The following is a 15,891-nucleotide window of genomic DNA, read 5'->3' on the forward strand; positions in this document are numbered from 1 at the left end:
AACCGAGCCAGAGAAAAAGTGAGAGATAACGCTGGCATCCGGGGATTTACATCCCCGGCAAAGAGCTTCCGTCCCGCCGGGACTATTCACCAGCGTTATGATCGCGGCCCAGGCATCGCCCAACGCCGTGAAGAGTTTTTAAACTGTTTAACCGCGTGGGCATCGCCCCGCGCGTTCACCCGTAACGAAATTCACTAGACCGCTTGCTCCACTCCGGCGACGACTTGCCAATCGCTGTTGGCGTATCGGTAACTGATTCCGTCGTCGATCGCGATCAGGTGAAGCCAACCGTTGTCGAGCAGGTTTCGGACGAGTTCATGTTTGGCGATCACGCGGTCGATCGATTCACGCGGTGCCGCGATGATGCTCTGCAATCGCATCGGCAAGTGCTGGTACTCTTCGCCCGTGTGCAAGGATTGCATTGGCAAACCGGTCATCAGGTCACCGCTGTTGCCTGACAAGATGCCGAAGCGTCCGACGACGTTGTGAACCGTTTTGTTGCCGCTGCCAAAGTGATCGTTGTCCACCGTGGACGCGTAGTACTGCATGTTGATCCAGTTGGCGACGACCATCGGTGCCGTCATGATGCCTTCCAAAACCGCGCCTTCGGGGTCGTTTTGGTGTTCGTAGCTATGCAGGAACGATCGGCCGTCCAAATTGGCTTGCTTCGTCATCCATCGCGGGCCAACGATAAAGGCGGCGTTTCCGGCCAATCCCCATTCGGGTCGCACTTCGGACCAATCGACCGCTCGACGCATCACGTCTCGCATCGTCTTGCTGGCGACGATCGGCATTCGCTCGGTTCGCGTCTGTTTGCCAGCGACGGCGGCGTGGTTGATCAATTCGGACAGGTCGCCCTGCAGCGATGCGGGCAATTCGTCCAAATCGAAGAACGAAATCTGATCCGTTGTCGTGTTATGAACTCCGCCCAGGAAATGTGTGTCTTCAGGAATCTGGATACCCCGTTCGGCCAAACCTGTTCGGATGAAGGGTTGGTTCAGTAACGCCGCGGCGAAGCGTGCGTTGGGTTCGCCTGAATGGCCACCGCAAGCACCGCAGTCCAAACCCGCAGCCAACGGGTTGTTCTCGGTTTGGCTGGTGTGACCACAGAACGCGACCAGTCTTGCAAAGTCGTTTATCAAGCCAAGATTGGTCAACATTCCTTGGGCCAGATCGATCTGGTGCGACGTCGTCATGCCCTGTTGATCGAGTCCGCGAAGGGTTGGCCCCAAGTGGTCGTGGTCCGAGTCTGCAACGCCATCGAACTTGCCGACGTCATCTTTGGATCCGAAACCGATCGCACTTTTGAAAAGGCTAAAACCGTAGAACAGGCCAACGGTTTCAACGAACGAGAAACATCCGACTGCTGAGGTCTGGAATCGCTTCCACAGCTTTCGCCATGAACGTTTTTTGATCCGCGCATCGACGCTGGCGTGTTCTTCAGGAGATTCGGATTCGTGCAGACCTTCATGCAGTTTGAACTGTGGCTTCAGCAAGACTGGCAAGTGTGAATCGCCTTTCGCTTGGCCCATCGGAATGAACTCGATTGGCATTCCAAAGAAGCCGGCGAAACCAAACGTTTCGATGTCTGGCGATTGCGATTCCAATTGGCGGCGGATGCGTTCGCTTCGCACGTCGATACAGAAAACAAGTTGTGCGAGCTTTCGATCGGTTTGGCTTGGCCCATGATTTTCAGTCGATAACGAATCGAGCAAGTTGTCGCGAAACGCGATCTCGCTGGCTCGTAGTAAAACGTATCGAAACGCGGTGTCGTCTTGCAGTTCCGTTTCGGCGGCAGCGGATACGTCGCTAGAAATGGAATCCCAGTCAACGGGTTTCTTTGACCATTCGCTAACCGCAACGTCGTAAGCCAATCGGATCGCCAACAATCCGCTCAGATCGTTTCGCTCGGCCGCCGCTTCGTCGGTCCAGTGGGTTTGGTACTTCGCCCAGGCACTCCAACCGGGCATCGAGAATGCCTGGCAAAGCAGGAACGATTCCCACAGGTTTTCTGGTACGTTCAATCGTTGCAGCAGCCACACGATTGCTTCGTCGGCCGTTTCCGGCAACTCGGCAACAAAGGCTCGGAATCCGGTCAGTCCGTTGGATTCCATGTTGCGATCGATCACGGCCATCGACCGCCATGCTTCAAACAGTGGCAGGCCTTTCCACGGACTCACCCAGACTGCTTGGCCTTCGTCGTAATGCGACGCACAGAACTTGGAAACTTCGTCACGAATTGCCACGTTCCATTTGGTCGTTCCGCTGCTGTCAACCATTTCGGAAATCGTTCGCAGGCTACGCTGATTCGCGGAATCGGAATTTACCGGCACGCTTAGTGATTGGATGACGGCATCGGCTTGCACCTGATCGCCCAATCCCAATTCAGCGATGGCTGATTCGATGTCGCTGATTGAAAATTGTTGCCGAGCGTATTGCTCGCTGTAATAAGACAGCGGCATCAGAGTTTCGCAGTCAGAAACACTTTGCAGCAGCGTGCGTCCGTCCAAGAAAGAACGGTCGCTGATTCCGAAATATGGATTCACCGCGACGTAGTCTTTCAACGGCCAGACTGGGGAAATGACCGTTGCGACTTGAGAAAGGACGTGTTCGATTTGTGGTTGCATGATTCGTGACAGGCTAGATTGAGGTCAGTGTGGTTTGTGATTGAAAGGCTTGGCAGTGATCCGCTTGGCGGGTTAGTTCGCTACCAGGCGTCCAAAGATCCGTTGCAGTGATTTCTCGAAGTAAAAACCATTGCTGGCGTGGATGTACCAGCGATTGAGTCGCGGCGACGGTGATGCCGAGGCCAAACGCGATTGCAACAGGAACATGCCGCCGAAGCCAACGACAATGATCCCCGCAACCAGCCAAATGGCATGTTCGACAACTCGCGTCGGCAGGCTGTCTGCGATGATCGTGTCAACGGCTGCGAATCCAAGCGCGTAGAAGAAACACATTGCCGCCGCCATCGCGATCGACCGCATCAGCAACGGCTGATCACCGACTCGCATGACCTGACTGATCCAATGCGTCAATGCAATGCACAAGATTCCGCCCAGCAGCAATCCGCCTGGTTTGGTCATCACGTCGATTCCGCAAACCGTCATCGCGACGAAGAAGAGGGCGACGAATAAAACCGCAAATCCAGCCAGCTTGAACCATGGCACCGGCGTCGTTTCAGGCTTGGCACCCATGGTTGCCGAGTGGAGCGACATGACGCTGCCGCTGCTGAGGAACGAATGTGCTTTGTAAAGTGAGTGGGCAAGGATGTGCAGCATCGCGGCTGAAAAGGCACCGAGTCCGCATTGCAGCATCATGAAACCCATTTGAGCCATCGTGGAATAGGCGAGTTTCTTCTTGATGCTGGTTTGAGTCATCATCACGACGGCTCCGAAGCAGGCTGTGATGGCACCGATGATCGTCAAGATCAACAACGCCGACGGTGCAAGTTCCAACAACGGGCTGGTGCGAATCATCAAGTAACCGCCGGCGTTGACGATTCCGGCGTGCATCAACGCTGACACAGGCGTCGGCGTTTCCATCGTCTGCGGTAACCAAGTGTGGAACGGGAACTGAGCTGATTTGGTGATCGCTCCAATGACCAACAACAATCCTGCCCAAGTCATCGCGGGCGTGATGTCGGTGACCGCTTCGGCCGCCGCGAACAGTTCGGCAAGATTCAGTGTCTTGAATTGAATGTAAATCAACACGATCGCACCGATCAGGGCCATGTCGCCAAGGCGGCTAATGACAAACTTGGTGTGAGCCGCCTTTCGTGCCGCGTCACGGTGGCTGTAATGCAACAGCATCTGGTGCAAACCCGTACTGGTCATCACCCAACATCCAAAGAACATCAGCAAGTTGCCGGAAACGACCAGCAACGAAACGGCTCCGATCGTGAAACCGGCCCAGCGGAAATAGCGGCCTTGAGTCGATTCGCCATCGAGGTAGCGGATCGAGTAACGGCAAATGATCCAGCCAACAAAACTGACCAGCATCAACATCAACGCGGCGACGCCATCGTAGTGAACGCCGATCAAACCGGCGGTCCCCGGCAGCGTCGCATCAATCGTCGGCAGCAATCCGGTTGCCACGGACACGCCCATCGCGGTCACGATGATCAATTGCAAACCGGTCAACACCGAGACCAATCGGCGGAAAAGGCGAACATTCGGGTTCGCGACACTCGACGGAATCAACGCCACGCAAACAAGGATAAACGCGGGCAGGGCAATCGAGGCGGCAAGCATGGCAATCATTCGAGGAGGATGTAGGGACAGGTGAAATTCGATATGCGAAAACTAAAGCACGACATTTATGTCGTCAATAGGGTTTCGTGTTTCTTCGCGTGATACTTTAATCCGACAGTGGCCGAAAGTGAAAAAAAACGTCGTAAATCTTCTGCAGAGCGATAGAATCGCCCCAAAATACGGTGTATTTTTTTACGAAAAAGTTGTCGCGAATGTTTATTCGCTACTTCTGTGTTATGATTTGGGCTGCACGTTTCACGTTGGGTGCCGTAGGATACGGACAAGAAGTGTTTTGTTTAACCGCGTGGGCATCGCTCCGCGCGTTCGGTGCCGCATGACGCGCGGGGCGATGCCCACGCGGTTAAACGGTTTAGAAAACCTTCACGGCGTTGGGTAACGAACCCGAGTTACGAAAAGACAATTGGAACGATGATCAAAAAGACTAAGACGAGAACTAAAACGATTGCCGAGGTGACGCCATCGAAGGGATGGACCTTTCTGACCAACCATGCGCACGTGTTGATTGTGCTGCACGCCGAACCCGATTTAGTGCTCCGCGAAGTGGCGATTCGCGTTGGGATCACCGAACGCGCGGTCCAGCGGATTGTGCAAGACCTAGAAGAACAGGGCTTTGTTCACCGGCAGAAAGTTGGTCGCAAGAACAGTTACAAAGTTCAGACCAAGGAAGCGCTGCGACACCCGATCGAATCGCATCGAAAGATCGGCGACCTGTTGAATTTGATCACGGGTTAGGTGGCAGGTTTGGCGCAAAAGTGTAGGCCGGAACAAGCGCAGCGCAGTTCCGGCAGTTGCATTACCGGGTGCGCCGATTGCCGTAACTCGCTTTGGCTCGCTACGGCCTACGGTGCGACTCGGCTACTGGCCCTAAAGTAGGCCGTAGCGAGTGGAGCGAGTTACGGCAGTTGCATTACCGGGTGTGCCGATCGCCGTAACTCGCTCAACTCGTTACGGCCTACGGAGCGAGTTACGGCAGTTGCATTGCCGGGTGCGCCGATTGCCGTAACTCGCTTTGGCTCGTTACGGCCTACGATTACTACGATTACGAAACCAATTTTGGCACGTTGGGTTGGTAGAACACTGAACCGCAATGGTTTTGTGGTTTAAATTCTGGACCAACGTTGGTTAGCATTTCGGCTGATCCAACGAATAGGTAGCCGTGCGTGGATAGGTTTTGGATCAGTCGCTGAAACAGCGACTTGCGTGCTTCGGGTGTGAAGTAGATCGCGACGTTTCGACAGAAAATCATGTCAAACTGGCCCAACGATGCAAAGGAATCGTGCAGGTTGAATGTTTTGAATGAGATCATCGATCGAATTCGATCGTCAACCGCCCAGTCGTTTCCAATGCGTTTGAAGTATCGATTGAGATACTCCTGCGAGACACCGCGTTTGATGTCGTGGCCGGTGTACTTGCCGCGGCTGGCCTTCGCGATCGCCGCATCGGAAATATCAGTGGCCAGGATTTGAATGTCCCACGTATCGGCGTCGGGCAGCAGTTCGCAAATGCTCATCGCCAGGCTGTAGGCTTCTTGGCCGGTGCTGGTTGCCGCGGACCAGATTCGGACGCGTTTAGGAAACGGCGAGCTTTGTTTCTTGTCGAGCAGTTCTGGAAACGCTTTGTGCTTAAACGCCTCGAAGGGCGAATTGTCGCGAAAGAATAGGGTTTCATTGGTCGTGATCGCGTCAATGATTTCGCTCTTCAAACGAAGGTCCGACGTCCTGCGCACGCGATCGACGACTTCACGATAACTATTGCAACCATGTCGTTTGACGATTTCGCCAAGACGAGATTCAATCAGGTAAGACTTGCTGGAATCCAGATAGACACCACAAAGATCGAGCACGAGACCGCACACTGCATCGACATCTTTTTCATCTATCTGCATAAGAGTTGCCCCCGGGTAAGTTCATTCATTTTGTTAGCGATGCCGTCGAGGGGGCAAACGGCGCTTGCAAGTCCTGATTCGACGATGCTGCGTGGCATTCCATAGACAACGCTGGACGCTTCGTCTTGGGCAACCACCGTTGCACCAAGCGAACGCAACTGACGACAGCTTTCGGTGCCGTCGTTACCCATCCCTGTCATGATGATCGCGAGCATTTTGCCTCGATAAACTTGGGCAGCATGTCGAAACAAGTAATCCACTGAGGGTTTGCAATGATTTTCAGGTGGATCGTCGGTCACCTTTAACGTCGCATGCGGGAAACCGGCAACGACCTGTGTTTGCTTTCCGCCTGGTGCGATATAGACGTTGCCCGCATCGATCGTCATGCCGTCTTCGATTTCGTGCACGTTAAGCTTGCAGTGTTCATTGAGGCTTTCGGCAAGCTTTCGTGTAAACACGGCGGGCATGTGTTGGACAATGATGATCGGCAGCGGATAGTCGGCACTGATCGATGGCAACAATTTCGCGAGCGCCGCCGGACCACCTGTCGAGATCCCGATCAAACAAACCTTGGGCTGTCCCGCGTTTGCTGGAAAGTTGTTTTCATGGGTGGCAACGGGTGTCGGCTGTTGTGCCGATACTCGCCGACTGGTCCGAAACGCGGAGACTCTTGGCAACAGATCCGTGTAGAGCTGTTTTGTGTTGTCGGCAATTGTCTTGCCGTTGGGTTTCAAGATGAAATCAAATGCGCCCAACGCGAGTGCTTCGTTGGTCAGCTTTGCACCTTTTTCAGTCAAGGCACTTAGCATGATCGCACCGGGAGCCGATGGTTGATCTTTCAGGTGACGCAGCACGCCTAGTCCATCGAGTTCGGGCATTTCGATGTCAAGCGTCAGCAGGTCGGGCTGCAATTGCTCAATCTTTTCGAGCGCCAGTTTGCCGTTGGTCGCAACGCCTACAACTTCGACACCCGGAATGGTTGCCAGAACATCGCGAACCACCTTGCGAAACAACGTCGAATCATCCACTACCAGAACACGCATCACGTCATTTCGATTGAGAGGTTGTATTGGCGAAAAAGGTCGCCAAGTTTTTGCTTGTTTGCATCGTAAGTGAAAGAGTTACCAGCAACGCTGGCTCCCCGCCCGGCCGTCCGCTAACCGGCCTGTCGGTTAAAACAAAATCATGTCGGTAATGGTGAGCCGCTGGCCGTAAGGCCTCGGGCAATACGGTTGGCCCGGCCGCTTACGCGCCCGAGGCTCACAATTGAAACAAAATCATGTCGGTAATGGTGAGCCGCCGGCCGTAAGGCCTTGGGCTATACGGTTGCCCCGGGCGCTTACGCGCCCGAGGCTCACGTTTATCGACACTCCGTTACCGTTTCTACACCGAGGTGGTGGAGAAACCGGGGGTGTTCAACGTTCCTGGAACAATGGGTGCTCCGAGTGATGAACTGGGCGACAGGTCGGTGTTAATCTTGAACTGACCGACCAGTGCTGCCAACTCTTCCGAAAGGCCGGCGAGTGAATCGCCGATCGATTGAGTTTCGGTGGCACCCATGGCAGTTTGCCGAGAAGCTTCATCGACGCCGGAGATGCTTCGGGCAACTTCATCGCAAGCCGTCGCAGATTCAGAAACACCGGTGGCAACAGCGGACGTTTGTCTCGCGGTTTCGTTGATGTTTTCGGCAATTCCTTGCGTCAAGATGCTTTGCTCTTCGACTGCCGAAGCGATCGTTCCGGAGGTTTGGTTGACTTCTTCGATCACATCGCCAACTTCCTTGATCGAGCGAACGGCTTCGGACGTCGATCCTTGGATGATACGAATCCGATTTCGGATGTCTTCGGTGGCACCCGCGGTTTGACGGGCCAGTTCCTTGACTTCCGTTGCAACCACTGCGAATCCCTTGCCGGCGTCGCCAGCACGAGCTGCTTCGATCGTGGCGTTAAGTGCCAGCAGATTGGTTTGTTCAGCGATGTCTTGAATGACTTCGATGACCTTTCCAATTTCCTCAGCAGCCGAACCGAGTTGACCGATGGTCTGGTTGCTCGATTGAGTCAGGTCGGAAGCACGTCCGGCGATCGCCGAGGATTGTTCAGCAGTCCTGGCGATTTCGCTAATGCTGCTGGTCAATTCTTCGACGCTCTTTGCAACCGTGTTGACGTTGGACGTCATTTGTTCGGTCGAGCTAGCCATGTTTCGCATGTTCGTTGCCATTTCTTCGGCAGCCGAAGCGACCGTAGCCGATTGGCTGGTCGTTTCACTCGCTCCGCTTGCAAGCTGAGTCGCGGTTGCGGACAGCCCCGTGGAGGTCGTGCCGAGTCGTTCCGCGTTGGCGGTCACGCTGCCAATCACGTCTCGCAAGTTGGAACACATGTTGTTCAACGCATTCGCGATACTGGAGAAGGTTTCAAATTCCTGTTCCGTATCAACGTCGCACTGAGATACTTCATACTGTTGCGTCAGGTCGCCCGCAGCGATCTTGGCCATCAGGCTAGACACTTGGCCGACTTCACGCTGTTGGTATTGAGCAATCTTGGTTTCTCGCTTGGCCTGTTCTCGTTTTGCAATGACGCTTTCGGTGATGTCGATCGCAAACTTAACGACCTTGCACACGTTTCCTTCGCGGTCACGAACAGGGTTGTAGGAAGCTTGAATCCAAATTTCCTTGCCACCCTTTCCAACACGCTTGTGTTCGCCGGCAACAAATTCGCCGCGGCCGAGTGTGTCCCACAGGCTGGTGTATTCGGTGCTGGCAGCAAATTCTGGTTCCACCAGCATTCGGTGATGCTTGCCCTGGATTTCTTCCAACGAATAACCAACCGTCGCCAGGAAGTTATCGTTGGCGGTTTTGATCGTTCCATCAAGTTCAAATTCGATGACAGCTTGGGCTCTTCCGATCGCTTCGATCTTGCCTTCGCAGTCGGCGGCTTTGATTTCAAAGGCTTCCATTGAATCCAGCATGCCGTTAAGCGATGTTGTCATCTGAGTCAGGTCGCAGCAAAGGTTGGTTTCTACTCGGACGCTGTAGTCGCGGTTTTCAGCAGCACGCATCGATTCGACGGTCTTTCCAATGACTTTGCTAATTGAATTTGCAAGTACATAGGAACCGATCACGATCAACAGCGAAGCAACAAAGAAAGTCGCCAGGCAAAGCGTCTTTAGACTGTTCGCATTTGCCAACGCGTCTTCTGTTGAAACGCGGACCAACACGTTCCACTTCATTCCCGGGAAGCCCAATGCTCCGCTAAGCGGTTTGAAGCCGGCACATTGATAGATTTTCTTTCTTGCGTGATACGATTTCGTCAGGCTACCCGATTCTCCGGCGACGACTCTGACAGCCGCTTCGACTCCCTTTTCGGCCAGGTTGAACTTTCCGATGATCGCCATGTCTCGGTCGATTTGAACCTTGCCGGTCAACGTGGGATCGCAATCGACGATCACGTTACCTTTGTCGTCAAGCAAAGTGATTTCTGCTGATGCTAAGTTTCGTGCGGCCAGTTCTTTGTAACTGCTAAGGATGATCTCTTCGACCAAGCCGAACTTTGTGACGTTCTTCCAGATCGCGATCGTGTTTCCGTCCGCGTCACGGACTGGAGCAGTGTATCCAATCGCAAGACCTTCATCGCCGTAAATCTTTGATACGTTTTCATCGACGTGCAGGTGCTCGACGACGGTTCCAGTGAAGCTGCCATCTTCTGATTCGTAGAACTGGCCTGCCAACGCATCTTTGAACCAGCCTTCACGGCTAAAGTTCTGTTCGTACAGGCTGTCTGAATCAACGGGATTCCCAGAATCGTCTTTGCTGTTGACTGCGATCAGCTTTCCATCCAAGTCGACCAACAACGTGAAGTAGTAGATGTCGTAGGTGTCAACGTACTGGTTCATCGCCTTGACGATTGGATTCGCTTCATCGGCCTGGTACCAGGAATCTTTGTCTTGGACGACAGAGTTGAGGCCGAAAGCTTGCACGTCGCCGTAGCGTTCGAACAGGTTTCGGTCGATCTTATCGCCAATGCTCGATGCGATCGCACTGTATTCGGAGGCGGTTTTTTCCGCCATTTCGCCAGTCGTTCGCCACAGCACAACGGAAAGCACCACCAACGGCACTAAGGCAACCGTCATGCAAACAAGCATCATTAACGAACGTAAAGAAAGTTTTGAAAGCCGCATCGTAAAGTCTCCCGACCCGTGTTGTAGTTGTTGACGCGTTTGAAAGCGCCGGTTGGTAGTTTGTTAAGTAAGTTTCTAAAAAACGTCTTCAGTCGTTGGTCTAGTTCGCTTCAAGAAGCTGCTGAACATCCAGCAGGATCACGACGCCAGAATCGAGCGTGTGAACGCCGCGAAAATATTGTCCTTCGATTCCATCGATGTTTGCCGGTGGAGGATCGATTTTGCTTTGTGGAACCGAAAGCGTGTCGGCGATCTGATCGACCAACACTCCAATCAATTCATCTTGAGAGTGAATAACGACGCATCTGCAATCACTTTCGATCTCTCGTCGTTTCATTCCCAGCAGCGATCGCAGATCAACCACGGTCACGACTTCGCCGCGAAGATTAATCACGCCTCGAACGCTTGATGGCGAATGAGGAACTTCGGTGACATCCGAAAGTCGATTGATCTCTTGCACGACGTCGATGTTGACTCCAAAGAGCATGTTGTCAACGTAGAACGTCGCTAGCGTGATCGCAGCAGACGACTTGCTCTCTGCAGGTGTTTGGGTGGTGGTTGTCATAAGTCTCACTGGTCCGAAATTTGAAAGTTTTTCTGTTAACCGAGCATCAAGAAACGCTGGCCAAGGCGTCGCTGACACCGGTTGGAGTCGCATAACGCTGGATCGCGGCGATCAATTCGTCGCGGTCTAGCTTGACCTGGTACTCAGTCACTCCGGCATCGAACCCGCGTTGGAAATCTTCTTGGGATGCGAGTGACGTCAAAGCAATGATTGGAATGTCCGCGAACCTGTTTTCGCTGCGGATACGGCGTGTGAATTCCAAACCATCCATGTTGGGCATTTCAATGTCGGTCAAGACAATACGGAACTTGTCCGGCGATGCCTTCAGCGTGTTCCAGCCTTCACGCCCGTCTTCACAATCGACGACATCAAAACCGGATTCTTCTAAAAAGCGTTTGACCTGTCGTCGGAAGAAGCTTGAATCCTCGGCCAATAAGACACAGTCACCTTCGGCGTTGTCTTCGACGTTCGGCTTTGCTGTCGGCGAAACATTCTCGGCCGAAATTTGAACCGTCTTCTTTGCAGTGGCCTCGAACCAATCGGGACGCGCTTTGCGGGCCAGTTCAATCGTGTCGAGCAATCGTGTTGTTTGTTCATCGATCACCTGGCAACCGATGACTGCGGTGTCATGGAACGTCGTGGCGTCGAACTGATCCGGCACCTCGCGAATGTCGATTAGGCTGGACGCAATCACGCCAACTTCATGTCCACCGGTTTCAAAAACGATCACGTTAAAGCACGGTTGGTCGGGGCAAGGTTTTGCCTTGGTCAGGTTTTCCAAACGCAGCAATGGAAGTGAACCATCGCGGTAGTGCAACAGTTCCTGTGAACCAACTTTGACAATCTGCTCTGATTCGACTCGTTCGATACGAGCGACCACTTCCATCGGCACCGCGAACTGTTCGCTGGGTTCATTTCTGAACAGCAGTACCGATTGAAGGTTCTCGCGCTCTCTCGCTTCTTGGTCCAACGCTAAACGCTGTGACTTGTCTTCTTCGTTGACACGCAATTTCGATTGTTGTGCAGTTCCGTTGACGTCCAAGATCAACGCAACTCGGCCGTCACCCAAAATCGTTGCACCGGACAGGCAAGGGCAATCGTTCAGGTGCCGCCCGAGTGGTTTGACGACAATTTCTTCCGAATCAAGCACGTCATCGACAACCAATCCGTAACGCAGGATTCCCGATTCGACAACAATGATGTGCCTGACCTTGAATTCAGATTCTGAATCAGCGGGGGCCGCGGGTTCCAGTTCGGGTTCGACTTGACCAAGGGTTGTCTTTAGACGAACCAACGGCAGCAGGCTTCCACGCAAACGAAGCACTTCTTTGTTGTTGACTTGCTCAATGCGTTGCGATTCTTGCTTACGGATTCTTACTAATTCCGCAATGTTGACTTGTGGAATCGCAAATCGATCGTCACCGCTTTGGATAATTAATGAAGGCACGATTGCAAGCGTCAACGGCAGCGTGACAACGATGGTGGTGCCTTCGCCGACTTGAGTTTCGATATCGACGGTGCCGCCTAGTTTTTCGATGTTGCTGCGAACAACGTCCATGCCGACGCCACGACCGCTAACATCGGTGACTTCTTGTGCGGTCGAAAATCCTGGATGGAAAATCAAGCGAACCGCTTCTCGTTCACCCATCGCTTCGGCTTGTTCGGCGGTCAATATCCCTTTGGATTGGGCTTTTTCCTTCAGCACCGCGGCATTGATTCCTTTCCCGTCGTCGACGATTTCAATGCGAACTTTGCCCGATTGGTGATAGGCATGAAGTTGCAGCGTTCCGGCGGCAGGTTTGCCGGCGGCGATACGTTCGTCCGGTATTTCGACGCCGTGATCGACTGAGTTTCGCACCAAGTGGGTCAGCGGATCGCTGATCAGTTCAATGATGGTCTTATCGATTTCGACTTCTTTGCCTTCGATTCGCAGCTCGCATTGTTTGCCAAGCTTTCCGCTCAGATCGCGAACCACGCGAGTAAACTTGCTGAAGACGTTACCGATCGGTTGCATCCGCGTCTGCATGATCGTTTCTTGCAGCTCGGTCGTCACTTGATCGAGTCCGCTAACGATGGAATCAAGGTTTGATCCCGTGTCGTGTTCACCAAGAACGCGAAGCAATTGGTTGCGACTGAGGACCAGTTCGCCAGCCAGGTTCATCAATCGGTCAAGGACGCGAACGCCAACACGAATGGTTGATTCGGCAGCCGGAGATGGTTTTGCGGCCGTCGAAGGGGCCGCGTTTGCAGGTGCGGCAGGCGCAGGTGCAGCAGGCGCGGGTGCTGCGATTGGGGCTTCGACAGCAGCCGTTGGTTCGACGATCGGAGTGGGTTCCGTCGGTGATGCGGGTGCCTTTGTTGTTGTTTTGGCTGCAGGCTTTTTGGCTGTAGTTTTCTTCGCAGCAGGTTTCTTCGCAGCAGGCTTCTTCGTCGCTGTTTTCTTTGCGGGTGCCTTTTTCGCTGTCGCCTTTTTTCGTGCGCGAGGCTTCTTCACGGGATCCGCAGCAGGCTCGACCAGTGCGTCTTCGACCGTTTCCTCTTCTTCGACTGCGGGTTCAATCGCGTCTTCGATTGCCGTTTCGATAGCATCGATCTGAGCAGGGACGTCAGGTGTTTCTGTCGTCGCCGGTGCATTTTCCACCAGCAATGCATCAAGCTTTTCGCACAATTCTGTGTTATCGGTTTCGTTGCTGGTGTCGATCGATTCCATCAATCCACGCAATCGATCCGCTGCTTTTAACATCACATCAACATTGAACGGGTCGGGGACCAATTGATGGTCGCGAACCTTTCCCAGAACATTTTCAAAACTGTGGGCGACGTTGTTGACCTGCGTCAGGCCCAAGAACCCGGCGGCACCTTTGACCGAATGAATGGCGCGAAAGACTGTGTTAACAAGGTCATCGTTGATGTTGGCACCCATTGCTTCAATTTGAAGCAACTGCGTTTCAACGTCGCCAAGGTGTTCTCGAGCTTCCTCGACGAACTCGTGAATCAGTTCTGCGTCTTCCATTACGGATCCTGTCCCGTCGCAAAGAATTCTCTGCGAGCGTATCACTAAGGTGAAAAAACTGGGACCGATGCAACAGTCAAAACAGCATGAACGTGCGTTCGCCCCCGAACGAGGATGGCCGTTGCACTAAAAGTGTGCAGTCGTCACCCAGGTTTATCTAACCGGCAAACTCGATGGAGGCGCGAAATAGCTGCCGAGTTTCGGCAACTGGTTCCGATGACTTTGGAATAACCGTCACAGTCAATCTGTTCGGAAGCGTTTAGTGAAGAAGTTCCGCGCGAGCGGATTTTACTAGGTAGCGGAAGTCGCCAAGACTTTCGGTGATTAGGCAACGCAGGCTGAAACACTTGGCGAGTTCCGCTGAGACAAACCGCCCGAAATAACCTAAATAAAACGAACGGAATTTGCTCACTTATCCGTCTTCATGTGGATCTGTGTGCTATCAGTTAACGGTACAGTGGCGGGATAGGTCCGTAAATTTTGCGTATTCATGTCAGCACTCATCGGTGCTGCGGTGAACGATCGCTGGGTACGGGCTGTGTAAGGAAAACTTTTAGATTAGGAACATGTTGATGAAGGTTTTGTTAGTTGATGATTCAGGCGTCATGCGAAAAATCATTGCTCGTAGTCTGAATGCTCTCTGGATCGATGAAGTCGTCGAGGCTGGTGATGGTGCGGATGCGTTAAAGAAGTTCGGTGATGGGACTGGGTTCGACCTGGTGCTGACCGATTGGAACATGCCGGTGATGAATGGTCTTGAATTGGTTCAAGCGATTCGCGGAGCTGGTCACAAGTTGCCGATCATGATGGTCACAACCGAGACCGAGAAAGAACAAGTGCTGAAGGCGATTCAGGCTGGCGTCAACGACTATTTGGTCAAACCATTTGACCAAGAGATGCTGACGATGAAGTTGGAACGCGTGTTACCAAATCCACAATCGGCCTAGTAAATCTGTAAACCAGGTAAAGCCGATATCTTGGTTCCGACGTATTCTTTTCAATCCGTGTTGTATCTACAGCAATGCCAGGGGCAAAACATGACATTATGCATCGATACTGAAACAACCGTGATTGATTCTATTGATGAATCGATTCGTGAAGTTTTTGAGATGATGGCGGACGCGGTTTTGGTTCGCGAAGGTGAACGTTGTCGCGTCACGAACAATCAATACAAAATCGACGCGGCCACCAACGGGATCTCGGTCGTCATGGGCTTGACCGGTGGTTTGAAAGGATCGGTGAGTCTGAGTATGAGTGATGAGGCTGCGATGCGATGGGCAACCGCATTGATTGATCATCAAGCATCTGAGATTGACGAAACTGTCTTGGATGCAATCGGAGAACTGGGGAACATGGTCGTCGGAGGCGCAAAACGCCGCCTGTCCGATTTCGCCTTGAAAATGTCTTTGCCAAGTGTTATCCGCGTCGGCGTGGACGGAATCGCGTTTCCCCAAAGCGGAAGTTCGATCGCAGTGGGCTACCAGTACGCTGGATCAACCATCACGGTACTGACCGCACTGCAAGCACATTGCTAGTGGACCTGTAGAAACGTAGCCGATCCCGCCAAGATTCAGTCCCACGCCGTGAAGGGTTTCAAAACCGTTTAACCGCGTGGGCATCGCCCCGCGCGTCGTACGGCTCCGAACACGCGGGGCGATGCCCAACGCGGCTAAACGAACTAAGGAACGAGCGGGGAATAAGTGTCGGCTTTCGCAGGGGAAGTCGTATTAATTACTGCCGGATTGGTGTCGTCACTCATCCCGAGGGAAGTCGAACAAATCAATGCAAATTGTCGTTGATCGATCCGCGATCATAACGCTGGTGAATAGTCCCGGCGAGGCTGTGATTTTTTGCAAACGACGGAAAACATGGTGTCTGAGATTTCTGTTTTGTTGCCAAAGATCACGATCGAAAGCAATCTCAAGAGCGAGAGCCGTAGTTTTGAATCGAATATTTTTCGTTCGCTCGCACATCATTTTAA

11 protein-coding genes are annotated in these 15,891 nt (G+C 53.0%); 4 read left to right on the plus strand and 7 right to left on the minus strand.

Annotated features, from left to right (window positions below):
- A partial coding sequence (locus RC85_RS28590; protein WP_238383196.1) for a hypothetical protein occupies positions 1 to 198 on the plus strand: 198 nt, incomplete at its 5' end.
- On the opposite strand, the gene RC85_RS20755 is transcribed toward RC85_RS28590, so the two are convergent.
- Positions 195 to 2,627: a YbcC family protein gene (locus RC85_RS20755; RefSeq protein ID WP_068266346.1), complete on the minus strand. Its 2,433-nt coding sequence runs from the start codon at positions 2,625 to 2,627 to the stop codon at positions 195 to 197. The two genes, RC85_RS28590 and RC85_RS20755, sit on opposite strands and share 4 nt — an antisense overlap.
- Before the next feature lie 72 nt (positions 2,628 to 2,699).
- Positions 2,700 to 4,253 carry a proton-conducting transporter transmembrane domain-containing protein gene (locus tag RC85_RS20760; protein ID WP_160148042.1) on the minus strand — a complete coding sequence of 518 codons (1,554 nt, stop codon included), beginning with the start codon at positions 4,251 to 4,253 and terminating at the stop codon, positions 2,700 to 2,702.
- Between the two features lie 429 nt (positions 4,254 to 4,682).
- Here RC85_RS20760 and RC85_RS20765 point away from each other — a divergent pair, with 429 nt between their 5' ends.
- Complete coding sequence (locus RC85_RS20765) at positions 4,683 to 5,006, plus strand: helix-turn-helix transcriptional regulator (protein ID WP_084422898.1); 324 nt, start codon at positions 4,683 to 4,685, stop codon at positions 5,004 to 5,006.
- Positions 5,007 to 5,313: 307 nt separating this feature from the next.
- Here RC85_RS20765 and RC85_RS20770 read toward each other — a convergent pair whose 3' ends face one another.
- The 5 genes from RC85_RS20770 to RC85_RS20790 all read right to left on the minus strand — a co-directional run bounded on the left by RC85_RS20770 (position 5,314) and on the right by RC85_RS20790 (position 13,910).
- Positions 5,314 to 6,159, minus strand: a complete 846-nt coding sequence (locus RC85_RS20770; RefSeq protein WP_068266350.1) for a CheR family methyltransferase — start codon at positions 6,157 to 6,159, stop codon at positions 5,314 to 5,316.
- Positions 6,150 to 7,202 carry a protein-glutamate methylesterase/protein-glutamine glutaminase gene (locus RC85_RS20775; protein WP_068266352.1) on the minus strand — a complete coding sequence of 351 codons (1,053 nt, stop codon included), beginning with the start codon at positions 7,200 to 7,202 and terminating at the stop codon, positions 6,150 to 6,152. The genes RC85_RS20770 and RC85_RS20775 overlap by 10 nt, the downstream gene beginning before the upstream one ends.
- A gap of 340 nt (positions 7,203 to 7,542) precedes the next feature.
- Positions 7,543 to 10,284 carry a methyl-accepting chemotaxis protein gene (locus RC85_RS20780; RefSeq protein WP_160148043.1) on the minus strand — a complete coding sequence of 914 codons (2,742 nt, stop codon included), beginning with the start codon at positions 10,282 to 10,284 and terminating at the stop codon, positions 7,543 to 7,545.
- A 148-nt stretch (positions 10,285 to 10,432) separates the two neighbouring features.
- A complete protein-coding gene (locus RC85_RS20785) occupies positions 10,433 to 10,897 on the minus strand; it encodes a chemotaxis protein CheW (RefSeq protein ID WP_068266358.1) in 465 nt (154 codons plus the stop codon).
- Between the two features lie 46 nt (positions 10,898 to 10,943).
- Entirely contained in the window at positions 10,944 to 13,910 is a 2,967-nt protein-coding gene (locus tag RC85_RS20790; RefSeq protein WP_068266359.1) for a hybrid sensor histidine kinase/response regulator, read from the minus strand.
- A gap of 572 nt (positions 13,911 to 14,482) precedes the next feature.
- On the opposite strand from RC85_RS20790, the gene RC85_RS20795 reads away from it, so the two are divergent.
- Entirely contained in the window at positions 14,483 to 14,857 is a 375-nt protein-coding gene (locus RC85_RS20795) for a response regulator (protein ID WP_068266369.1), read from the plus strand.
- Between the two features lie 120 nt (positions 14,858 to 14,977).
- The gene (locus RC85_RS20800) at positions 14,978 to 15,445 is read left to right on the plus strand and encodes a chemotaxis protein CheX (protein WP_160148044.1); all 468 of its coding nucleotides are present in this window, start codon (positions 14,978 to 14,980) and stop codon (positions 15,443 to 15,445) included.
- Positions 15,446 to 15,891: the final 446 nt, after the last annotated feature.

Origin of the sequence: Rubripirellula obstinata, assembly GCF_001642955.1 — a bacterium.
Lineage (GTDB): Bacteria > Planctomycetota > Planctomycetia > Pirellulales > Pirellulaceae > Rubripirellula > Rubripirellula obstinata.

What these genes read in the sequence shown, in the direction of transcription:
- RC85_RS20755 (WP_068266346.1), bottom strand. Translation starts at nt 2,627, where the DNA reads ATGCAACCACAAATCGAACACGTCCTTTCTCAAGTCGCAACGGTCATT.
- RC85_RS20760 (WP_160148042.1), bottom strand. Translation starts at nt 4,253, where the DNA reads ATGCTTGCCGCCTCGATTGCCCTGCCCGCGTTTATCCTTGTTTGCGTG.
- RC85_RS20765 (WP_084422898.1), top strand. Translation starts at nt 4,683, where the DNA reads ATGATCAAAAAGACTAAGACGAGAACTAAAACGATTGCCGAGGTGACG.
- RC85_RS20770 (WP_068266350.1), bottom strand. Translation starts at nt 6,159, where the DNA reads ATGCAGATAGATGAAAAAGATGTCGATGCAGTGTGCGGTCTCGTGCTC.
- RC85_RS20775 (WP_068266352.1), bottom strand. Translation starts at nt 7,202, where the DNA reads ATGCGTGTTCTGGTAGTGGATGATTCGACGTTGTTTCGCAAGGTGGTT.
- RC85_RS20780 (WP_160148043.1), bottom strand. Translation starts at nt 10,284, where the DNA reads ATGACGGTTGCCTTAGTGCCGTTGGTGGTGCTTTCCGTTGTGCTGTGG.
- RC85_RS20785 (WP_068266358.1), bottom strand. Translation starts at nt 10,897, where the DNA reads ATGACAACCACCACCCAAACACCTGCAGAGAGCAAGTCGTCTGCTGCG.
- RC85_RS20790 (WP_068266359.1), bottom strand. Translation starts at nt 13,910, where the DNA reads ATGGAAGACGCAGAACTGATTCACGAGTTCGTCGAGGAAGCTCGAGAA.
- RC85_RS20795 (WP_068266369.1), top strand. Translation starts at nt 14,483, where the DNA reads ATGAAGGTTTTGTTAGTTGATGATTCAGGCGTCATGCGAAAAATCATT.